Source organism: Variovorax paradoxus (assembly GCF_030815855.1).
GTDB lineage: Bacteria > Pseudomonadota > Gammaproteobacteria > Burkholderiales > Burkholderiaceae_C > Variovorax > Variovorax paradoxus_M.
On record NZ_JAUSXG010000001.1, the window covers coordinates 3,785,161 to 3,806,858 of the forward strand.

17 protein-coding genes and 1 pseudogene are annotated in these 21,698 nt (G+C 67.9%); 7 read left to right on the forward strand and 11 right to left on the reverse strand.

The genetic code is table 11. The annotated features are described in order from the left end of the window. Positions 1-2: 2 nt before the first annotated feature. From QFZ42_RS18210 to QFZ42_RS18220, 3 genes are read right to left on the reverse strand one after another with little or no spacing between them, the layout of a single operon-like run. On the reverse strand, positions 3-374 hold the full coding sequence (locus QFZ42_RS18210) for a Rieske (2Fe-2S) protein (protein ID WP_307702304.1): 372 nt from the start codon (positions 372-374) through the stop codon (positions 3-5). Between the two features lie 14 nt (positions 375-388). After that, the gene (locus QFZ42_RS18215) at positions 389-1,060 is read right to left on the reverse strand and encodes an HAD family hydrolase (RefSeq protein ID WP_307702305.1); all 672 of its coding nucleotides are present in this window, start codon (positions 1,058-1,060) and stop codon (positions 389-391) included. Next, positions 1,053-2,150, reverse strand: coding sequence for an RluA family pseudouridine synthase (locus QFZ42_RS18220; RefSeq protein WP_307702306.1), 1,098 nt, complete (start codon positions 2,148-2,150; stop codon positions 1,053-1,055). Before QFZ42_RS18220 ends, QFZ42_RS18215 begins: the two co-directional genes overlap by 8 nt. 558 nt (positions 2,151-2,708) lie before the next feature. Here QFZ42_RS18220 and QFZ42_RS18225 point away from each other — a divergent pair. Further along, the gene (locus QFZ42_RS18225; RefSeq protein ID WP_307702307.1) at positions 2,709-5,963 is read left to right on the forward strand and encodes an Rne/Rng family ribonuclease; all 3,255 of its coding nucleotides are present in this window, start codon (positions 2,709-2,711) and stop codon (positions 5,961-5,963) included. A gap of 171 nt (positions 5,964-6,134) precedes the next feature. Here the strand turns inward: QFZ42_RS18225 and QFZ42_RS18230 are convergent, their stop codons facing one another. The 4 genes from QFZ42_RS18230 to hemC are packed head-to-tail and all read right to left on the reverse strand — an operon-like array spanning position 6,135 to position 10,229. Then, positions 6,135-7,418 carry a heme biosynthesis HemY N-terminal domain-containing protein gene (locus QFZ42_RS18230; RefSeq protein ID WP_307702308.1) on the reverse strand — a complete coding sequence of 428 codons (1,284 nt, stop codon included), beginning with the start codon at positions 7,416-7,418 and terminating at the stop codon, positions 6,135-6,137. Between the two features lie 2 nt (positions 7,419-7,420). After that, positions 7,421-8,512, reverse strand: a complete 1,092-nt coding sequence (locus tag QFZ42_RS18235) for a uroporphyrinogen-III C-methyltransferase (RefSeq protein WP_307702309.1) — start codon at positions 8,510-8,512, stop codon at positions 7,421-7,423. Continuing rightward, entirely contained in the window at positions 8,509-9,285 is a 777-nt protein-coding gene (locus QFZ42_RS18240; protein WP_307702310.1) for a uroporphyrinogen-III synthase, read from the reverse strand. Before QFZ42_RS18240 ends, QFZ42_RS18235 begins: the two co-directional genes overlap by 4 nt. 17 nt (positions 9,286-9,302) lie before the next feature. Then, positions 9,303-10,229, reverse strand: a complete 927-nt coding sequence (gene hemC / locus QFZ42_RS18245) for a hydroxymethylbilane synthase (protein ID WP_307702311.1) — start codon at positions 10,227-10,229, stop codon at positions 9,303-9,305. 81 nt (positions 10,230-10,310) lie between these two features. On the opposite strand from hemC, the gene ppc reads away from it, so the two are divergent. From ppc to QFZ42_RS18260, 3 genes are all read left to right on the forward strand, one after another. Beyond that, positions 10,311-13,157 (forward strand): phosphoenolpyruvate carboxylase, encoded by a 2,847-nt coding sequence (ppc, locus tag QFZ42_RS18250; RefSeq protein ID WP_307702312.1) that lies wholly within the window; start codon positions 10,311-10,313, stop codon positions 13,155-13,157. A gap of 31 nt (positions 13,158-13,188) precedes the next feature. Continuing rightward, on the forward strand, positions 13,189-13,716 hold the full coding sequence (locus tag QFZ42_RS18255) for a hypothetical protein (RefSeq protein WP_307702313.1): 528 nt from the start codon (positions 13,189-13,191) through the stop codon (positions 13,714-13,716). 224 nt (positions 13,717-13,940) lie between these two features. Beyond that, positions 13,941-15,197 carry an MFS transporter gene (locus QFZ42_RS18260; RefSeq protein ID WP_307702314.1) on the forward strand — a complete coding sequence of 419 codons (1,257 nt, stop codon included), beginning with the start codon at positions 13,941-13,943 and terminating at the stop codon, positions 15,195-15,197. On the opposite strand, the gene QFZ42_RS18265 is transcribed toward QFZ42_RS18260, so the two are convergent. After that, entirely contained in the window at positions 15,160-15,561 is a 402-nt protein-coding gene (locus tag QFZ42_RS18265) for a LysR family transcriptional regulator substrate-binding protein (RefSeq protein WP_307702315.1), read from the reverse strand. The genes QFZ42_RS18260 and QFZ42_RS18265 overlap by 38 nt on opposite strands. Between QFZ42_RS18265 and QFZ42_RS18270 the strand changes: the two are divergent. Further along, positions 15,542-15,745: pseudogene (locus tag QFZ42_RS18270) on the forward strand (GNAT family N-acetyltransferase); the annotation flags it as partial. The gene QFZ42_RS18265 and the pseudogene QFZ42_RS18270 overlap by 20 nt on opposite strands. Here the strand turns inward: QFZ42_RS18270 and QFZ42_RS18275 are convergent. Genes QFZ42_RS18275 through QFZ42_RS18285 form a run of 3 tightly spaced genes read right to left on the reverse strand, consistent with a single transcriptional unit; the run spans position 15,684 to position 18,786 of the window. Continuing rightward, entirely contained in the window at positions 15,684-16,946 is a 1,263-nt protein-coding gene (locus QFZ42_RS18275; protein WP_307702316.1) for an AI-2E family transporter, read from the reverse strand. The pseudogene QFZ42_RS18270 and the gene QFZ42_RS18275 sit on opposite strands and share 62 nt — an antisense overlap. After that, entirely contained in the window at positions 16,943-17,689 is a 747-nt protein-coding gene (locus QFZ42_RS18280) for a LytR/AlgR family response regulator transcription factor (protein WP_307702317.1), read from the reverse strand. Before QFZ42_RS18280 ends, QFZ42_RS18275 begins: the two co-directional genes overlap by 4 nt. Beyond that, complete coding sequence (locus QFZ42_RS18285; RefSeq protein ID WP_307702318.1) at positions 17,686-18,786, reverse strand: sensor histidine kinase; 1,101 nt, start codon at positions 18,784-18,786, stop codon at positions 17,686-17,688. Before QFZ42_RS18285 ends, QFZ42_RS18280 begins: the two co-directional genes overlap by 4 nt. A 22-nt stretch (positions 18,787-18,808) precedes the next feature. On the opposite strand from QFZ42_RS18285, the gene argH reads away from it, so the two are divergent. Together argH and QFZ42_RS18295 are read left to right on the forward strand one after the other, a co-directional pair. Continuing rightward, positions 18,809-20,206, forward strand: a complete 1,398-nt coding sequence (gene argH, locus QFZ42_RS18290) for an argininosuccinate lyase (protein WP_307702319.1) — start codon at positions 18,809-18,811, stop codon at positions 20,204-20,206. A 15-nt stretch (positions 20,207-20,221) separates the two neighbouring features. After that, entirely contained in the window at positions 20,222-21,697 is a 1,476-nt protein-coding gene (locus tag QFZ42_RS18295; RefSeq protein ID WP_307702320.1) for a rhomboid family protein, read from the forward strand. Position 21,698: the final 1 nt, after the last annotated feature.

Below are 21,698 nucleotides of genomic sequence, written 5' to 3' on the forward strand. Positions count from 1 at the left end.
TGTCAAAAGCTCAGGGGATGGAGGTTCCAGGCAGTATGCCAGTGCACCACGCCGTCACGCTCGCTGAGGGCGATCTTCACGAGGCCGCCGCGGCAAGGGCCGCCGGCGCATTCGCCGGTGTCCGGCTTGTAGACCGCGCCGTGGGTGGCGCAGAGCAGCCACTGGCCACTGTCGTCGAAAAAGCGGTCGGGCTGGAAGTCCAGCTCCATCGCCACATGGCTGCATCGGTTCAGGTAGGCATGCGGCTGTCCTTCGAAGCGCACCGCGAAGGCGCGGCAGGTTTCGCCGCCGTAGACCACATCGAAAGGCACGGCCCGGCCGCCTTCGACCAGGTCCGAGGTGTTGCACAAGGGAATGGGTGCTTCTTCGCTCATCGCGAGATTTTCAGTCAGGCGTTGTCCAGAAGCCATGCTTCGAGGCTGGCCACGGAGTGGGCAACGAACAGCGGCTTCAGTTCGTCGAAGCTCTCGGGCTCGTGCGCGCCGTAGCTCACGCCCACGCTGGCGCAGCCGGCATTGAGGGCGAGCTGCAGGTCGTGCGTGGTGTCGCCGATCATCAGGGTGCGTTCGGCCGGAACCTCGAGCTCTTCCATCAGTTCCAGCAGCATGCGTGGATGCGGTTTGCCGAAGGTTTCGTCGGCGGTGCGCGAGGCGTCGAAACGGTCGCGCAGCGCCATCGACTTCAGCGCTTCGTTCAGGCCGCGGCGCGATTTGCCGGTGGCCACGGCAAGCTTGTGGCCCCGCGCGCGCAGCGCGTCGATCATCTGCAGCACGCCGTCGAACAACACCAGGTCGTCCTGGTGCTGCAGATAGTGATAGCGGTAGCGCGCGCCGAGTTCGGCGTATTTCTCTTTCGGCACGTCGGGGGCGGCACGCGCCAGGGCCTCGGCCAAGCCCAGGCCGATGACCCACGCGGCGTCGTTCTCGCTCGGCTTGGCACCGCCGACGTCGATCACGGCCGCCTGGATGCAGCGCACGATCAGGCGCGTGGAGTCATAAAGCGTGCCGTCCCAATCGAAGGCGATCAGGTCGAAGCGCAGGGGTCTGGAGGAATCAGTCATTGGCCGTGGGAGTGGGGTGTTGGGCAAGCGCTTCGAGCGCCTGGGGCGGCATCAACGCGTGCAGTTCGGGCGGCAGTCCGGCCTGCAGCGCCACGCGCTCGCCGGTGGCGGGATGATTGAACTGCAAGCGCCAGGCGTGCAGGAACATGCGTTTGAGGCCGAGTTTTTGCAGGGCGCGCTGACGCTCGAAGTCGCCATACTTGTCGTCGCCCGCAATCGCATGGCCGGCCGACGCAAGATGCACACGGATCTGGTGCGTGCGGCCGGTCTTGATGGTGACCGCGAGCAATGACAGCGGCGCAGCATCGCCCGGCAGCGTGAGCCGTGCCAGCACGCGCACCAGCGTCACCGCGCGCATCGCGTCGGGATGGTCCTTGGCCACCACGCGCACGCGGCGCTCGCCGGCGCCCGCGCCGTCGCCCGGCAGCAGGTACTTGGCAAGCGGCGCATCGAGCACCTTCTTGTTGGCAGGCCAGGCGCCTTCGACCAGCGCGAGGTAGGTCTTGCCCGTCTCGCGCTCGCGGAACTGATCCTGCAGCGCCACGAGCGCACTGCGCTTCTTGGCGACCAGCAGGATGCCCGAGGTCTCGCGGTCGAGCCGGTGCACGAGTTCGAGGAATTTCGCGCCGGGCCGGGCGGTTCGCAGTTGCTCGATCACGCCAAAGCTCACCCCGCTGCCGCCATGCACCGCCACGCCGGCGGGCTTGTCGATGGCCAGCACCGCGTCGTCCTCCAGCAGCACCGGGAACTCGCGTGCCGGCGCCAGGGGCGTGGCGCCTTCTTCGGCGCGCGGCGATATCCGCACCGGCGGCAACCGCAGCACGTCACCGGTCTCGATGCGGGTTTCGGCTTGCGCGCGCCCTTTGTTGATGCGCACTTCGCCCGACCGGATGATCCGGTAGACATGCGTCTTGGGCACGCCCTTCAGGTGGCGGAACAGGAAGTTGTCGAGCCGCTGCCCCGCGGATTCCGCGTCGACGGTGATGAACTTGATGGCCGCGTGCGGCGTGCCGGTCTCGGTTCCCGCATTTGAATCTGAGGGATTTGGAGCCCCCGAGGGGCTTTGCTTCGCACCTATAATGTTTTTCACCAGCGCGGTCGTGTAAGTGCTTGATTAGACAGAAGTTTAGATCACTGCAGTCAAACGCCCAGGACCACGCTGTGAGGTCGATGCCGCTTTGGCGCCGAGCTGCAAACCCCGCGCAATTGCGCAAAGTGGCAAGCCAGGTACCCGAGTCAAGCCGACACCCACGAAACACCGATACGGAATACCCAGCCTGCAGCTTCCAAGCTGCCGGCGGATCGAAGCGAGTCCCTTGTGTTGATGCTGCTGATTCAACTGTGCCTGCGTTGGCCCACCTGGCTTTTGCCAGCGGCCTCAGGCATTGAATCATCCGCACCGCGCGCCACCATTGCGCAACCAGCTATCAATAAGATAGCTGCTCAACACCGAATCTGGCTCGCGCCCATCCACGCGCCCCCACCCCGGCTGTCTTCTTGAGCTGACGCTCAAGAGGCCTGTTCGCGCTCGTCGCGGCAGTGGCAGCAACCGGGGCCAAGCGGCAATTCCCCTCGTTTCGCGGGCGTCGTCCGTGCATCGTTGGCCCGTCATGGGCCTGTAGAACGATACATATAAGGACAACGCATCATGAAGCGGATGCTGATCAATGCCACGCAGGCCGAAGAACGCCGCCTGGCCATCGTCGACGGGCAAAAGCTCCTCGACTACGAAATCGAGATCGAAGGGCGCGAACAGCGCAAGGGCAACATCTACAAAGCCGTCGTGACGCGCGTCGAGCCCTCGCTCGAAGCCTGTTTCGTCGACTACGGCGAAGACCGCCACGGCTTCCTGCCGTTCAAGGAAATCTCCAAGCAATATTTCGCCGAAGGCGTGTCTGCCAACCAGGCGCGCATCCAGGACGCCATCAAGGAAGGCCAGGAACTGGTCGTCCAGGTCGAAAAAGAAGAACGCGGCAACAAGGGCGCAGCCCTCACTACCTTCATCTCGCTGGCCGGCCGCTATGTCGTGCTGATGCCCAACAACCCGCGCGGCGGCGGCGTTTCGCGCCGCATCGAAGGCGACGACCGCGCTGAACTCAAGGAGGCGATGGACCAGCTGCAGTACCCCAAGGGTGCCAGCATCATCGCGCGCACCGCCGGCATCGGCCGCTCGGCGCCCGAGCTCCAGTGGGACCTGAACTACCTGCTCAAGCTTTGGAGCGCCATCGACGGCGCCTCCAAGGGAGCCAAGGGCGCCTTCCTGATCTACCAGGAATCGTCGCTCGTCATCCGCGCCATTCGTGACTACTTCAATCACGACATCGGCGACATCCTGATCGACACCGACGACATCTACGAGCAGGCGCAGCAGTTCATGGCGCACGTCATGCCCGAGCATGCCGCCCGCGTGAAGCGCTACCGCGACGACGCGGCACTGTTCAGCCGCTTCCAGATCGAGCACCAGATCGAATCGGCCTACGCCCGCACCGTGCAGCTGCCCTCGGGCGGCGCCATCGTCATCGACCACACCGAGGCGCTGGTCTCGGTCGACGTGAACTCGGCCCGCGCCATCAAGGGCGGCGACATCGAAGAAACCGCCACCCGCACCAACCTCGAAGCCGCCGACGAAGTGGCCCGCCAGATGCGCCTGCGCGATCTGGGCGGCCTGATCGTCATCGACTTCATCGACATGGACGAGTCGAAGAACCGCCGCGAAGTCGAAAGCCGCCTGCGCGATGCGCTGCGGCAAGACCGCGCCCGCGTGCAGTTCGGCTCGATCAGCAAGTTCGGCCTGATGGAAATGAGCCGCCAGCGCCTGAAGCCGGCGCTGAGCGAAGGCTCGTCGATCCCCTGCCCCCGCTGCGGCGGCTCGGGCCACATCCGCGACACCGAATCGAGCGCGCTGCAGATCCTGCGCATCATTCAGGAAGAGTGCCTGAAGGACAACACGGCCGCGGTGCATGTGCAGGTGCCGGTCGAAGTGGCGTCGTTCCTGCTGAACGAAAAGCGCCCCGAGATCGCCAAGATCGAACTCAAGCAGCGCGTCACCGTGCTGATGGTTCCGAACAAGACGCTCGAAACGCCGAACTACAAGCTCGAACGCCTGAAGCACGACGATCCGCGCCTCGACCACATCGAAGCCAGCTACAAGATGGCCGACGAGATCGAAGACCCGACCGCCGTCACCCGCCGTTCGCAGGAACCCACCAACAAGCAGACGCCGGTCATCAAGGGCGTGCTGCCCGATGCGCCGGCGCCCGTGGTGCCACCCAGGCCCGAAGCCGTGCGCGCGCCTGCCGCCGTGGCTCCGGCACCGGTCGCTCCGCCTGTCGCGAGCGCACCGGCACCCGCCGAAATGGGCTTCTTTGCCCGCATCAAGAGCTGGTTCGGCGGTGCGCCGGCACCGGCCGCCAAACCGGCCGTGATTCCCGTCGAGGCCCCGAAGCCCGCACGCCGTGACGGTGGCCGCTCGGGCCGCGACGGCGAAACGCGCGGTGCGCGCGACGGCGAACAGCGCCGTGCTGGCCGCGGCGGCGAAGGCCGCAGCGAAAACGGTGGCCGCTCCGGCGGTCGCGACGGTGAACGCCGCGGCGGTCGCGGTGGCGAGCGCCGTGGTGAAGGGCGCAGCGGCGAACTGCGCAACGAAGCCGCGCAACCGCGCGAGCAACGTGAGCCGCGTGAACAACGCGAGCCACGCGAGCAGCGCGAACCCCGTGAAGCACGCGGCCCGCGCGAAGGCGAACAACGCCGCGGTGGCCGCGGTGAGCGCCGCGAAGGCGAAGGCCGCGAAGCACGGCCCGCATCGGCCGAGCTGATCGACAGCAACCTCGAAGCGCAGCAACTCGCGCCCACCGGCGACGAAGGCAATACGCCGGCAGAGCGCGCGCCCCGCGCCCGCGGCGAACGCCGTGAGCGCGGTGATCGGGCGGACCGTGGCGAACGCGGTGAGCGCAGCGAACAACGCAATGGCACCGATGCGCCGCGCGAAACGTCCGGCGACGACAGCCTCTCCGTGCAGGACGGCTCGCAAGCCGAACGCGCACCGCGCAGCGGTCGTGAAGAGCGCGCTCCGCGCGGCGATCGCAACGATGGCCGCCGTGAGCGCCGCAATGAAGGCCAGCCGCGTTTCGCCAACGGCGAAGCAGCGGCTCCTGCCGACGAAGCGGGCTTCCGTGCCGCCGAGTCGACCGAAATCGCACCGGGCAACGAAGGCGATGTCGACACCAACGAGCAGGCACCTCGCCGCGAAGGCGAAGAGCGCCGCGGTCGTTCGCGTGACCGCTATGGACGCGACCGCCGCGAACGCGGTCCGCGCGACGACAGCGAAGCCAATGCGGCTGGCGCATCGGCCGACAATGTCGAGGCGAACGAAGCGCCCGCCCGCCAGCAGCATCAGCTGCCGCTGGTGGCGGACCACGCCGAAGCCCGCGCCGCCGAGCCCGAAGAAGCCCGCGCACCGGCACCGCGCAGCTACTTCGACCGCCCTGCATCGGCGCCCGCCGCCGTGGCAACTGTCGCTGCTACCGCTCCTGTGGCTCCCGTGGCCCCCGTCGCTCCGGCTCCCGTCGCTGCGCCCATCGCCGCCCAGAGCAGCGGCAGCAAGCCTGCCGCCAACGGCCGCGCGCTGCTGCCGAAGGTCCAGCCCTTCGAACTGCCGTTGAACGAACTCGCGCAAATCGCCGAGGGTTCGGGTCTGCAGTGGGTGAACTCGGACGCCGAGCGGATTGCACAGGCTCGCGCAGCCATGGCGGCCGAGCCGAAGCCGGTGCACGTGCCGCGCGAGCGCCCGCCCGTCATCACGCTCGACGAAGGCCCGCTGGTGCTGGTTGAAACCCGCCGCGAACTCGGCGCGATGACGCTGCCTTTCGAAAAGGCTCCGTCCGACACGCAAGGCGTGAACTGAAGAAGCTCAGGCCTCACGGCCTGAGAGCACAAAAAAAGGCGCCGTCATGGGCGCCTTTTTTATTGGAGAACGAGGGAAGGAAAGAGGCAGAGGATGCCTGCCGCCTTGCCTGCCTGCCGGAACACGCAGGCGCGAGCCGCATTCACCCGGAAGACCCGGTGGCCCGGTGACTCAGACCTTCTCGGTCTGCGCCGCGCGCTTCCAGGCCGCAGCGGCCTGCTCCGCGTCGCCGCGCGTTTCGGCCAACTCGGCCAATGCCAGCCATGCACGGCGATAAAGATCGGTGTCCTGCAGGCCCAGGCCCGCCTGCATGAGCAGCTGCTGGGCCTTGCCCCACAGCTGGCGTTTCATGCAGGCCATGCCGGCCAGGTATTGCAGGTTCGGATCGCTCGGATTGTTACGTTGCGCCGATTCGATGCGGGCGAGCCAATCAGCATCGACCGAATCGAGCCCGGCCTCGAGCGCGCGGGCCATCTTGACGCGCAGCGCATCGCCGAGACCCCGGGGCTGCGACACCATCCGCTCCCAGGCCGGCAGCAGCCAACCGCGCGCCGATGCCAGGTCACCGCGCAGCGCGACCATGCGCTGCGCGGCATGGATCGCCACCTCGGGCATTTCGCGCTCGGCCGCATCGAGCTCGGCCCAGGCGCGCAGCAGTTGCGCCGGGTCATGCGCACCGGACAGCAGTTCGGTGGCCAGGCCGCGGACGATGCTCTGCGCCGCGGCATCGGAAAACGCGCGGTGCTTGGCGAGCAGGCGTGCCGTTTCCAGCGCTTCGAGCGTGCGCCGATCCTGGCGCGCCGCTTTCAGGCGAATGCGCAATGCGAGCGTTCGCCGCTGCACGCCTTGGGGAAGCTCCTCGAGCCGCGTCAATGCGCCGGCGGGGTCGCGGTCTTCGAGCGCCCAGCGCGCGGCGCGCAGTTGCACGCCCTCGCGCGCCTCCGGGCTTGCCAGCATGATGCGGTCCGCGCTTTCGTTGAGGGCTTGCTGCAGATGGGCGTCCCGCGCCGGCCGGTCCTGCAGCGCCTGCGCGCTCTCGGCGGCCAGCAAATGCGAGATCACGCGGACCTGCTGCGCCTGCGGAAGATCGGCGCCCAAGGCCGCCAGCGTTTTCTCCTGCACCAGCGCAGCCTGCGCGGCCTTGCGTGCGCGCGAGAAACGCCCCGACAGCAGTTGCACCATCGCGTCGAGCAAAGCCGTATGCAGGGTGCGCTCCTTCTGCTGCAGCCGCCACTGGCGTGCCTGGGTCGGAAGAGAGAACAACGCCGACAGCCCGCGCAGCGCAAGGTGCAGCAGAACGAAGGCACCGAGCAGGATCACCAGCACCAGGTTCAGCGAAAGATCGACCCGCCATGGCGGCCAGAACACCGTGATCGTGCCCTGGTTGTTGCCGGCAAACAGCGCCACCGCCGCGGCGATGGCGAACAGCGCCAGAAGCCAGAGGGCCGCCCGCATGATCAGCGTCCCGCCGCTGCGGTTGCCAGCGCGGCCAGCGTGTCGTCGATGCGCGGAGGTTCGGAGGTTTTCACCTGTGCCTGCAGCTGCTGCAGCAGCGTGGCCGCCGCCTGCGTGCGGCGCGACGCAGGGTCGAAATAGCGGTTCAGCGATGCGGACACCGTGGCGAGTTCGCTGCGCGCGGTATCCACCTGCCGGGACAAAAGCGAAAGCCGCGCATTGAGCAGCTTGAGCTTGAGGTTCTCGCGCAGGAAGTAGGTCTGGTCGGGCGCCAGCAGCACCGCTTCGGGCCGCTCGATGCGGCCGACACGTACCAGCGATCGGACTTCGGCGCGCACCGTCAGGAGCGCCCGCTCCCACCAGGCCGCATCGGCCGGAATCGGTTCGGGCTGCCAGGCGTTGAGCCCGGCACCGCGCGTGGCCACGGCATTGAGCGGCGGCAGGTCGTCCACGCTGCGCATCAGTTCGTCGAGTTTCTGCAGTGCCTCGCCGCTGTCGACGCTCGCGCTGCTGCGCAACCGGTCGGCGTCGCGCTGCATGGCGCGCTGCAACGGCGCGAGCCGGGGTTGCGCAGCGCGCGCGATGCGCAAATCGCCCGACTTGAGCGCTGCGAGCAATGGCTCCGCGTTGCCCGTGACTTGGGCCTGCTGCAGGGCAAGACGCACGGCGGATTCAATATCGACCACGAGGTTCTCGTCGCGCGAACGCGAGAGGCTTTGCATCAGCTCTTCAAGCTGCGAGCGCTGCAACGCAACTTCGGCGACACGCGTTTCGGTGAGCGCGGCGCGTGCCGCGGTGTCGCGCACGGTGTCCATGGCCTGCCGGGCGAGCGTGCGCGCCTCGAGCGACTGGGCCTGCGCATCGGCGCTCTGGCGTGCGAGTTGCTCTTGCATGCCGCTGACTTTCTGCCAGAGTGCAATGGCTATCACGAGCGCCAGCAGCGACACGATGGCGAGCAGGCCAAAGCCGATGCGGGAGAGCGTCACCGCGGCCGCCGCGAGCGATTCCGGCGACTGCGGCACCACGAGCGTGGCGGGCACCGGCGCGGCGGCAGATGGGGGGGAGAAGTCGTCGGACGGAGACGCGGCACTCATGTGAAGGATTCTATCGACGCGATCAGGGCCTCACGCAGCGGCGTACACACGCGCACCGAACCGAATCCCGCGGCCCGCGCGGCTTCTCCGATGCGCGCGTGGGTGGTCAACGCGCCGGCCGCCTGCCAGCCGGTGCCGGGCATCGCCTGCCGCAGATTGGAGATCGCCTCGGAACTGCTGAACAACCAGACCGCGCGCCCCGCGGCACCCTCGAGCGCAATCGCACGCTCCTCGTCGCCGAAGAATGGCGCGAGCCGGCGGTAGGCGACCACCGTGTCGCGCAGGCCACGCGCGGTTTCGATCTCGTTGGCGAGCCAGTCGCGTCCATTCGGATCGCCGGCCGCGTCACCGCCGCGCACGATCAGCACGCGCACGCCGGCAGAGACCTGGCCTCTCACCCGTTCCCACAATGCCTCGGAGTCGAAGCGCACCGCATCGGCCGGCGGCGCGTCGATGGCTTCATCCGGCACGCCGGCACGCCGCAAGGCACGCGCCGTGCCTGGTCCTGTGGCCCAGAAGCGCGAACCGGTCGCGGCGACCTTGTTTCTGTCGGCGTGAAGAAAGAAGTGCTCGACGGCCGCGGCGCTCACGAACATCAGCGCCGCATAGTCCGGCAAACGGTTCCAGGCCGCGCGCAGCGGTTCAGCGTCTGCCGCCGGTTCGATGACGATCAGCGGCAGCGCCACCGCTTTCAGCCCCGCGGCGCGAAATTCGCTCACCCACTGCGCGGCTTCGCGCGCTGGCCGCGTGACGATGACGGGCTTCGCGGCCATCTTCTCTCGGGCGGTGTTCAGCGGGCGCCGGCGTTGCGCAGCAAGTCGGCGGCTCGTTCGCCGAGCGCGCCGGCCTGCGTGAAGTCGGGCGCTTCGGCTTGCGCATGAACCCGCACCAGCGCCGCGCTGCCTTCGGGGTCGCCCCACGCGGCATCGATGCGCAGCGTACCGTCGGCCTGCCAGCGCGCGTGCGCCGCCAGCGGCATCGAGCAGCTGCCGCCCATCGAACGGCTCACCGCGCGCTCGGCGGCGGTGGCCAGCCAATCGCCCCGGTTCGACAGCGAAGCCAGCAATGCGATCAGGTCGGCGCGGTCGGCCCGCACCTCGATGCCGAGCGCGCCCTGCCCCGCGGCCGGCAGCATGGTGTCGGGATCGAAGGCGACCCGAATGCGCCCTTCGAGGCCGAGCCGCTTGAGCCCGGCCGCCGCGAGCACGATGGCGTCGTACTGGCCTTCGTCGAGCTTGCGCAAGCGCGTGTCGAGATTGCCGCGCAACGGCTCGATGCGCAGATCGGGCCGCATGGCCCGCAGCAGCACCACGCGCCGAAGGCTGGACGTACCGACGATCGCGCCCTGCGGCAATTCTTCGAGCGAGGCATAGCGGGGCGACACCAGCGCATCGCGCGGGTCTTCGCGCTCCAGCACGCAGGCCAGGACAAAGCCCTCGGGCAAATCCATTGGCACGTCCTTGAGCGAATGCACCGCGATGTCGGCGCGGCCTTCCTCGAGGGCGAGTTCGAGCTCCTTCACGAAGAGGCCCTTGCCGCCCACCTTGCTGAGCGACTTGTCGAGGATCTGGTCGCCCCGCGTGGTCATGCCCAGCAGGCTGACCGTGTGGCCTCTTTCCTGCAGCAGCGCTTGCACGTGTTCGGCCTGCCACAGGGCCAGCCGGCTTTCGCGCGTGGCGATCACGATATTGCTCAAGATCGCTCCCAAAAAGTACATGTTTCAGACCTCTGGAATGCTAGCATGTTGCGCCGCAGCAACGCAGGCGACGTCTCCTTTCTAGTCCAGGAAAAACATCGAATGAAAGCCAGCAAGACTCCTGCGCCTCCCAAGCGCCGGCAAGCCGAAGACCAGCCACTGATCGACGACATCCGGCTGTTGGGCCGCATCCTCGGCGACGTGATCCGCGAACAGGAGGGCGAGGAGAGTTATGCGCTGGTCGAGAAGATTCGCACGCTGTCGGTGGCCTTCCGCCGCGACGCCGACCACACCGCCGATCGCGCGCTCAAGCAACTGCTCAAGGGCCTGAGCGCGGCCGAGACGGTGCGCGTGATTCGCGCGTTCACCTACTTCAGCCATCTGGCCAACCTGGCCGAAGACCGGCACCTGATCCGCCGCCGCACCGAGGTCGAGCGTGCCGGCGAAAGCGCCGACGGCGATCTGCAGACCGCCCTCGCGCGCATCCGCAAAGCCGGCATCAAGCCCGACGAGGTGGTGGAGTCCCTCGCGCACAGCTACGTGTCGCCGGTGCTGACCGCGCACCCGACCGAAGTGCAGCGCAAGAGCATCCTGGACGCGGAGCGCGCCATTGCGCAATTGCTCACCACGCGCGACGAAATCAAGCTGCGCCAGAGCGCCTATGCGGGCAGCAAGGACGCCCTCACGCCGCTCGAATTTGCCGAGAACGAAACGCAAATGCGCATCCGCGTCACGCAGATCTGGCAGACGCGCCTGCTGCGTTTTTCCAAGCTCACCGTGGCCGACGAGATCGAGAACGCGCTGAGCTATTACGAAGCCACCTTCCTGCGCGAAATTCCGCGTGTCTACGCCGATCTCGAAAAGGCATTGGGCCAGGGCGGCACGGTGCCTTCGGTGGCGCCCTTCTTGCGCATGGGCCAGTGGATCGGCGGCGACCGCGACGGCAATCCCAACGTCACGGCCGAAACCCTCGAATACGCGCTTCGCCGCCAGGCCGAACTGGCACTGCGCCACTACCTCACCGAGGTGCATTACCTCGGCGGCGAGCTCTCGCTCTCCGCCGCGCTGGTGGATGTGTCGGTCGAGATGCAGGCGCTGGCCGAGCGCTCGCCCGATACCAGCGAACACCGCAAGGACGAACCCTACCGCCGGGCACTCACCGGCGTGTACGCGCGGCTTGCTGCCACGCTGCGCGACCTCACGGGTGGTGAAGCGGCGCGCCATGCCGTGCCGCCGCAGAACCCCTACGCCGCGGCCGAGGAATTCCTGGCCGACCTGCATACGCTGGAACAGTCGCTGGCCGAAAAGCACGGCAGCATCTTGGCCGCACCGCGGCTGCGGCCGTTGATTCGCGCGGTCGAAGTGTTCGGTTTCCACCTGGCGACGGTCGACCTGCGCCAAAGCTCCGACAAGCACGAGGCCGTGATCGCCGAGCTGCTCGCCACCGCACGCATCGAGCCCGCCTACGCCTCGCTGGACGAAGAAGCCAAGCAGCAGTTGCTGCTCAAGCTGCTCGACGACGCACGTCCGCTGCGCGTGCCCGACGCCGAGTATTCGCCGCTGGCACAGAGCGAACTCGCGATCTTCGCGGCCGCGCGCACGGCGCGTGCGCGATACGGCGCAGCAGCCATCCGCCACTACATCATCAGCCACACCGAAACGGTGAGCGACCTGCTGGAGGCGCTGCTGCTGCAAAAGGAAGTGGGCCTCTTGCGCGGCGCGATGAACGGCAACGCGACCTGCGACCTGATCGTGGTGCCGCTGTTCGAAACCATCGAAGACCTGCGCAACGCCGCGCCCATCGTGCGCGCCTTCTACGCCCTGCCCGGCATTGCCGCGCTGGTGGAACGCTCGGGCGCCGAACAGGACGTGATGCTCGGCTACAGCGACAGCAACAAGGACGGCGGCATTTTCACGAGCAATTGGGAGCTCTACCGCGCCGGCACCGCACTGGTGGCGCTGTTCGACGAGCTCAACAAGAAGAAGAAAACCAACTTGATTCGCCTGCGCATGTTCCATGGCCGCGGCGGCACGGTGGGACGCGGCGGCGGCCCGAGCTACCAGGCCATCCTCGCGCAGCCGCCGGGCACGGTGCGCGGACAGATTCGCCTCACCGAGCAGGGCGAGGTCATCGGCTCGAAATACGCCAACCGCGAAATCGGCCGGCGCAACCTCGAAACGCTGGTCGCCGCCACGCTCGAAGCCACGCTGCTGCCGCAGGGCAAGTCCGCGCCGTCGACTTTTCTTTCGGCAGCCGGCGAGCTGTCGACGGCGAGCATGGCGGCGTACCGCAAGCTGGTGTACGAAACCCCCGGCTTCGGCGACTACTTCTTCGGCTCCACGCCGATCCGCGAGATCGCGGAACTCAACATCGGCTCGCGCCCCGCATCACGCAACCCGAGCCACAAGATCGACGATCTGCGCGCCGTGCCGTGGAGCTTCAGCTGGGGCCAGTGCCGGCTCACCATTCCGGGCTGGTTCGGGTTCGGATCGGGCGTGGAGCAGTTCCTCGCTGCGGCCGGCACCCCGGCGGGCCGCAAGGAACGCGTGGCGCTGCTGCGCCGCATGTATGTGCAGTGGCCGTTCTTTCGCACCCTGCTCTCCAACATGGACATGGTGCTGGCCAAGAGCGACCTCGCACTCGCGTCGCGCTATGCCGAACTGGTGAACGACCGCAAGCTGCGCCAGAAGGTGTTCTCGATGATCGATGCCGAATGGCACCGCACCTCCGATGCGCTCACGCTGATCACCGGCGCGAAGCAGCGGCTCGAGGGCAATGCCGAAATGCAGCGCTCGGTGCGCCACCGCTTTCCGTACATCGACCCGCTGCATCACCTGCAGGTCGAGCTGATGCGGCGCTACCGCGCGGGCGAAGGCGGCGAGCGGTTGCAGCGCGGCATCCACATCTCGATCAACGGCGTGGCGGCCGGCTTGCGCAACACGGGCTGATGCGAATGAGGCCACAAGCAACCGCCCGCTCATGAGCACCATCCAGTCCCGCCGCAAGCTCATCGTCGCCATCCTGCTCTGCGTCGCGGTCGGCGGAGGCCTCGTGCGGCACTACGCGACACCGGGCACGACCACGCGCGACATCGGCACGCTGCTGATGGTGCTCTGGGTGCCGATCATCGGCAACGTCATTGCCTGGCTCATCGGCAAGCTGCCGCGGCGTGCGCCACCCGCTCAGCCTGCGACCTTCGACGCGGCGCGCGCATTCACGCGGCATCTTTCGGTCGAGCTCACGCTGCGCCCGCCGGCGCTGCCTTCGCACGACGTGCCGCTGGCCGCCGGCGAGTACCGCTGCGCGCTGGTGGTCGACAACGAAGGTTTTTCCGCGCGCTGGCTCGTGCCGCACGGAACGCAGCTCGAACGCGGAAAGCCGCATGCGCTCGACATCGAGTTGCTGGCGCCGGACATCGCACGGGCCAGGTTTCCCGTGGGTGCGGCCTTTCGTGTACTGGTGGACGACTCGTTCATCGCCGACGGCCGGGTCTTGTCGGCCCGGTAGCGAAGCCGGGTGGCGATCGCCACCCTCATGACGGCTCGAACCGGCACTCGACCGCCACCCGATCGCCATCCGATCGCAAAGGGGCCGATTGTTCGCCCTGGGGAAACTGACTACTGCCCTGAGGCCCCTTTGTCACGAAGGCATCCGCTTCGACACTGGACGGCCTTTCGCAACAACGCATCGGCGCGCGCTTTTTTGGCCGATGCGACTCCAGGACCTTTCTCATGATGAATTCACCCACCGGCAACCCCTGCGTGGACGATCTGGCACGCGAGCCGGCCAGGACGACCCGCTCCGCCTGGCTGGCCGTCGGCTCGATTGCCGTCGGCACCTTCGCAATGGTTTCGACCGAGTTCATGCCCATCGGCCTGCTGACCGACATCGCTCGAGGGCTCAATGTGTCCGACGGCACGGCCGGGCTCATGATCACCATGCCCGGCGTCCTCGCGGCCTTCGCCGGACCGGGGCTGATCGTCGCTTCGGGCCGGCTCGACCGGCGCACCGTGCTGATCGCGCTCACCACGCTGCTGATCGCCTCGAACCTGCTGGCCGCCTTTGCGCCCAACTTTGCCACCATGCTGATCGCCCGGCTCATGCTCGGCCTGTGCGTGGGCGGCTTCTGGACCTTTGCGCCGGCCGCGGCCACGCAGCTGGTGCCGGAGGCCTCGAAGGCGCGCGCCATGTCGCTGGTGCTGGCGGGCGTGTCGGCCGCCACGGTGCTCGGCGTGCCCGCAGGTTCGTTCCTCGGAACGCTGTTCGGCTGGCGCGCCTCGTTCGCGGTCACCGGCGCGCTTGCAGCGGCCGTGCTGCTGGTGCAGCTGTGGCTGCTGCCCGCGATACCGCCGCTGCGCGCCATCGGCGCACGCGACCTGCTCACGCCGTTGACGCGCCGCATGGCGCAGGTGGGCCTGCTTGCGGTGCTGTTCTTCATTGCCGGCCACTTCGCCGCCTACACCTATCTGAAGCCGCTGCTGCAGCAGGTGTTCGGCCTGGCGCCGCACTCCGTCTCCATGCTGCTGCTGGTGTACGGCGCCGTGGGGTTCATCGGCACCTTTCTCGGCGGCAGCCTGGTGGCGCGCAGCGTGCGCGGCACCACCCTGCTCGCGGCGCTGATGCTCGCCACGGCGCTGCTGCTCTCGACGGTGATCGGCAGCGGCATCGTGGCGGGCGCGGTCGTGGTCTTCATCTGGGGCGTGGCTTTCGGCCTGATTCCGGTGGCGCTCACGGGCTGGATGATGGAAGCGGTGCCCGACGCACCCGAAGCCGGCCAGGCACTGCTCGTGAGCGGCTTCCAGGTGGCGATTGCTTCCGGCGCGCTGATCGGCGGCGTGACGGTCGACAACTACGGCATCTCGAGCGCGATGGTGCTCAGCGGCGCGCTGGTGCTGGTTGCCGCGCTCATCGTCGGCACACTCGGTCGCGCGCGCGGCGGCGCGGCGCTGGCTACCTCTTCGCGGTCTTCGAGCTTTTCGCCGGAGTGACCGGACTCCCCTTCTTGCCCGCCGCAAGAATCGCATCGAGCACCACGCGCAGGGCCTTGCTGACCGGCTTGTCGCGCCGGATCACAATGGCCAGCGTGCGGTGCATGCCGGGGTTGAGGCGGCTTGTCTTCAAGTCGGGGTGGGCGCCGCGGCCCGCCATGGACATGCGCGGCACGATGCCGTAGCCCAGCAGCACCAGCGGCAGCGCGGCCAGGTCCGCGGGCCCCACGCGGGCTTTCGGCGGGGCGAGATCGCCGCGGCCGATGGCGACGAACTCGTCGTCGAGCACCGGCAGCACGTTCAGCGAGCGGCCCGCCGCCGGCAGCGTGACCAATGCAAGGTCGATGGTCGCGGTGGTCGGCAACAGTGCCAACGCCGGATCGCAACGCCTGCACGAAAGCCTCGGCTTCGAAACGGTGGGCGTGCTGCGCAACGTCGGCTTCAAGTTTGGGCAGTGGGTCGACACCGTGCTCATGCAACGGCCAATTACTCCCCCAGCAGCTCCCCGATCGGCTGCAGGTCTTCCACCCGGTCGCAGATCGACTTGACCACCATGGTGATGGGAATGCCCAGCAGCAGCCCCCACACGCCCCAGAGCCAGCCCCAGAAGATCACGCCGACGAACACCGCCACCGGGTTCATGCGGCTGGTGCGGCTGGTGAGCCACGGCAGCAGCAGGTTGCCGACCAGGGTGTGGATGAGCAGCGACGTGCCGCCCACCAGCAGCCCCATTTCAATGGTGTTGAACTGCAGAAAAGCCACCAGCCCCGCGGCGGCCATGACGATGACGGAGCCGATGTACGGAATGAGGTTGGTCACCGCCGCCACGATGCCCCACACTGCCGCGTTCTCCAGCCGGAGCGCCCAGAACGCGAGCCCCGTGGCAAGGCCGACCAGCACGCTGGTGAGGATTTGCATCAGCAGGTAGCGTTCGATGTTGCGCGTGATGTCGTCCAGCACGTGCACGGTGATCTTTTTCTTTTCGAGGCTGGGGCCGGTGATCTTGATCAGCTTGCGCCGGAACGTGTTGCCCGAGCACAGCGCAAAGAAGGTCAGGAACGTCACCAAGGTGAGCTGCCCCGCGGCGGCGAGCAGCCCCACGGTGCCGCTCCACAGGTATTCGCGCACATTGAAGGCCGGCCGTTCGATGACGACGCGCGCCACGCCCTTGCGCGCCGCGACGCGCGCCGAATTCTCCTCGGCCGCGCGTTCGAGCTGCGCGGCGGCCTGCTGCACGTTGTCGAGCGGCGTGGCGTTGGCATTCTTGTCGCTGCGGGTGGCCTGGCGCAGCTTCTGCGCCGCAACCGGCAGGGCATCGAGGAGCTCCGAAGCGCTCGTCGAGAGCGAATGGCCGGTCCACCCCAGGCCTCCGCCCACGCCCAGCAGGATCACCGCCGCGCCGATCCAGCGCGGCACCTTCCAGTGCTCGAGCCGGTCGACCAGCGGCGACAGCGCATAGCTCAGCAGCAGGCTCAGCATCAGCGGAATAAAAACCGCCGACGCCCACCGCAAGGCGAACACGCTGGCCAGCACGGCGAGCACGACCAGCGATGCGCTGCGCACGTCCACCGGCATGTGCAGCAGCAAGCGTTCCGGTTCGGGTTCGGGCTTTTGCTGCGGCTGCGCGGCCGTGGCTTGCGGCGCGGGCTCCGGCGCAGGTTCAGGGGGCAGCTCGGGCGGAGGCTCCACGTCCGGTGCGGCTGGCGGCTCTGCCCTTGTCTCTTCGGTTGTTTTCTTGTCGTCGTTCATCGCGGCTCCTTAAGCACTTCGCGCACCGCTGCCAATTGCCGCCGCGACACCGCGACGGGTTCGGGAATCGCGTCGAGCCGCAAGGCCCAGCCTTCGGCATCTTCCCCGTCGTCGTACTTCTCGAGCGCGCGGATGGCTGCGCGCGCCACCAGCGCATTGCGGTGCACGCGCAGGAAGCGCCCTGGGTACCGCTCTTCGAACTCGTTGAGCGAGCCGTCCAGGATGTGGCTGCGCGCGGCGGTGCGCACCGTGAGGTACTTGTACTCCGACTTCAGGTAAAGCACCTCCGAAAGCGGCACCCGCTCGGCGCGGCCGCGGTCCTGGATGAGCACGCTTTCCTGCGCGGCGTCCGGCTGCAGCGCGCGCCGCTCCTTGAGAAAACGTTCGGCCTTCTGCAGCGCCTGCTGCAGGCGCTCGGCCCGCACCGGCTTGGTCAGGTAGTCGACCGCATCGAGGTCGAAGGCCGTGACCGCATGGGCCGCATGGGCCGTCACGAACACCACGGCCGGCGGATCTGCTCTCTCGCGCAGGGTGCGCGCCACTTCGATGCCGTCGATGCCGGGCATGTGCACATCGAGCAGCACCAGGTCGAGGCCCATCGCGGCAAGGTACTCCAGCGCCTCGGCGCCCTGCGCGGCTTCGGCCACCACCTCGGCGGCGGGCGCGCTGCAGTCGCGCAGCAAGGTGCGCAGGCGGGAGCGGGCCAGGGCTTCGTCGTCGACGATCAGGGTCTTGAGGCTCATGATTCAGCGGGAATGGCGATGCGCACGCGGTAGTTTTTCTGGTCCATGCCGGCGCTGAACTGCATCTGCATGTCGTGCAAGAGCCGCAGCCGGTCTCGCACGTTGGCCAGCGCAATGCCGTGGCCGCGCGGCAAGGGCTCGTCGGCCCAGCGCAGGGGCGGCAGGCTGTTGACCACCTCGATCACCACCACGTCGCCGCGGCGCTCGGTGCGGATGCGCAGCCTGGCGCCTTCAGGACTGGGCTCCACGCCGTGCTTGATGGCGTTTTCCACCAGCGGCTGCAGCAGCAACGGCGGCAGCCGCGCACTGCTGGCCGCGGCATCGAGGTCCCAGCGGATGCGCAGGCGGTCGCCGAAACGCACCTGCTCGATGGCGAGGTAGCGCTCGGCCAGCGCGATTTCGTCGGCCAGCGTGCCCGATTCGCCGGGGTCGGCGAGCGCCTGCCGAAACAGCTCGGCCAGGTCTTCGAGCATGGTTTCGGCCTTGGCTGGCTCCTCGCGCACCAGCGCAATGGCGCTGTTGAGCGTGTTGAACAGGAAGTGGGGGCGGATGCGCGATTGCAGCTCCTCGAGCCGGGCCGTCATCGCGGCGGGCGTCTGGCCGCGCGCTCGCAGCACCATCGCGGCCATGACCATGCCCGCGACGAAGGCGCCCGCCACGGCGCTGGCGAGCCACGGCGCCGTGCCCAGGACGCCTGTCAGCCTCAAAAGGCCGCAGCCGTACAACGACGAGACGGCGCCGAGCGCGGAACCGGCCGCGTACTGCGCCTCCCGCGGCAGCCGCCCCAGTGGCTTCTTGAGCCCGCAGGCGGCCACCAGCCAGAGCAGGGTGGCAGGCAGGGCACCGCCTGTGACGGTGGCGGTCTGCACCAGCCATTCGCCCGGGGAAGACGACACGAACAGCGTGGCGGCCGCCACCAGGGCTTCGACGAAGAGAACAGTGCGCAGAACCACCCCGATCTGGCAGGCGTCGAACAGCCCGGAGCTGCCGCGCGCAGGCAAACGCCCTCTTTCCGGCGGCGCCGGAGGCGTGGGGGTGGAGCTGACCGATAAAATCGCCGGATTGCGCATCACAGATACATTGGGTAACCAACCCATTATTGCCTCTAGCACGGTTCCCATGACTCAAAACCAACTCGACAAGAAATCCGAAGCCTGGTCGGCCCTGTTCTCCGAACCCATGAGCGACCTTGTGAAGCGCTACACCGCGAGCGTGTTCTTCGACAAGCGGCTGTGGCAGGCCGACATCGAAGGCTCCCTGGCGCATGCCGGCATGCTCGCCGCCCAGGGCATCATCGCCAAGCAGGACCACGCCGAGATCGAGCGTGGGATGGCGCAGATTCGCAGCGAAATCGAATCGGGCGCCTTCGAGTGGAAACTCGACCTGGAAGACGTGCACCTGAACATCGAGGCCCGCCTGACGCAGCTCGTGGGCGACGCCGGCAAGCGCCTGCACACCGGCCGCAGCCGCAACGACCAGGTCGCCACCGACGTGCGCCTGTGGCTGCGCGGCGAAATCGACCTGATTGCCGAACTGCTCGTGGCGCTGCAGGTTTCGCTGGTGGACATCGCCGAGAAGAACGTCGAGGTCATCCTGCCCGGCTTCACGCATCTGCAGGTGGCGCAGCCGGTGAGCTTCGGCCATCACATGCTGGCCTACGTGGAAATGTTCAGCCGCGACGCCGAGCGCCTGCAGGACGTGCGCAAGCGCGTCAACCGCCTGCCGCTGGGCGCCGCCGCGCTGGCCGGCACCAGCTACCCGCTCGACCGCGAACTGGTCGCCAGAACGCTGAAGATGGACGGCGTGTGCCAGAACAGCCTGGACGCCGTGAGCGACCGCGATTTCGCCATCGAGTTCACCGCCGCCGCCAGCCTGTGCATGGTGCACATCAGCCGCATGAGCGAAGAGCTCATTCTCTGGATGAGCCAGAACTTCGGCTTCATCCAGATCGCCGACCGCTTCACGACCGGCTCTTCGATCATGCCGCAGAAGAAGAACCCCGACGTGCCCGAGCTGGCGCGTGGCAAGACCGGCCGCGTGGTCGGCCACCTGATGGCGCTCATCACCTTGATGAAGGGCCAGCCGTTGGCCTACAACAAGGACAACCAGGAAGACAAGGAGCCGCTGTTCGACACCGTCGACACGCTCAAGGACACGCTGCGCATCTTCGCCGAGATGATCGGCGGCATCACCGTGAAGCCCGAGGCCATGGAAGCCGCCGCCCTGCGCGGCTACGCCACCGCCACCGACCTGGCCGACTACCTCGTGAAGAAGGGCCTGCCCTTCCGCGACGCACACGAAACCGTGGCCCATGCGGTGAAGGCGGCCACCTCCCACAAGGTCGACCTCGCGGAGCTGCCGCTGGCCGTGCTGCAGCAGTTCAACCCGAACATCGAGAAGGATGTGTACGACGTGCTGAGCCTGCGCGGCTCGCTCAATGCACGCAACATCCTCGGCGGCACCGCGCCGGCTCAAGTGAAGGCGCAGATCGCGCGCCATCGCGCACGGCTTGCCTGACCTTCAAGGCCCCACTTGTTCTACGCCATTCCGCTCGAAAACAAGCCGAGCTGGCGCAATCCACCGTGGATGACGGTGCTGCTGATCCTCGTGAACATGATCGTGTTCTGGGGGCCGCAGCGCAGTGAAGAAAAGGCCGACGAACGCGCGGCCCACTACTACGCGCAAAGCGTGCTGCCCGAACTTGAGCTGCCGCCCTTCGTGGCCTGGCTCGAAGAAACGCGCTCCCCGCGCGCCAAGGCCGCCCGGCGCCTGCTGGCGCATGAGGAAACAGGGATGCTGCTCGACGGGATGCAGCGCGAAAAGGTGTTCCTGCAGAAACTGCGGGCCGACGCCGTCGTCACGCCCGCGAACCCACGGTACGGCGAATGGAAGCGCGACCGCCAGCAATACGATTCGATGCGGCCCGCACCGTTCACCGAACGCTGGGCGCAGGACTACACCAAGGACGCCGAATTCAAGCCCTGGACCTGGGTCACCGCGGCCTTCCTGCACGGCAGCACCGGCCACCTGCTGGGCAACATGCTGTTCCTCTTCCTGTTCGGGTTTTCGGTCGAGCTGGCGCTGGGCCGCGGTACCTACCTGAGCTTCTACATCCTCGGTGCGGTGGGCGCTTCGATGCTGGCCGACTGGGCCTATGCGGGCAAGGGCAGCTACGGGCTCGGCGCTTCCGGCGCCGTGTCGGCGCTGATGGGCATGTACGCCGTGATGTACCGGCTGCGGCGCATCCGGTTCTTCTACCAGCTCTTCTTCTATTTCAACTATGTCACCGCGCCGGCCTTGCTGCTGCTGCCGGCGTGGATTGCCAACGAGCTGCTCCAGCACGCGGTCGGCGGCCAGGGCATTGCCTACATGGCGCACTTGGGCGGCCTGCTGACCGGCGCGGCGCTGATGGCCTGCGCCATGGCGCTGAACCGCGTGAAGACGCCGGAGACCGTCGCATCGGAACAAGCGCCCGACAACGCCGACTTCGAACTCCACGTGGCCGCGGCGCGCCGGCTGGGCGCCGCGATGAAGTTCGAGGCCGCCACCGCCGAATGGCGCGCCGCCGCCGCACTGCAGCCCGGCGACACCGACACGCTGCGCGCCTGGTTCAACACCGCGCGGCTGCAGCCCGCGAGCGAAGACTTCCACCAGGCCGCGCGCCGCATCTTCCGCCTGCCCGCCACCGACCCGGACACCCTGGCCCTGCAGCACGCGAGCTACACCACCTACCTCGACCAGGCCAAGCCCGGCGCCCGCCTGAAGCCCGACGACATGGCCCGGCTTGCGCGCCGCTTCACGCGCGTGCGCCAGTTCCAGGACGCCGACAAGCTGTGCCGCGTGCTGCTGAAGACTGCGCCCGACCACCCGGAACTGGCCGACACCCTCTCGGCTTGTGCCAACGGCCTGCTGCACGCGGGTGAGCGCGACATGGCCATGGGCTGGCTGCCGCATCTGCTGCGGCTCGCGCCCAACGACATGGTGACGCGCGCCCTCGAGCGCGCCTAGC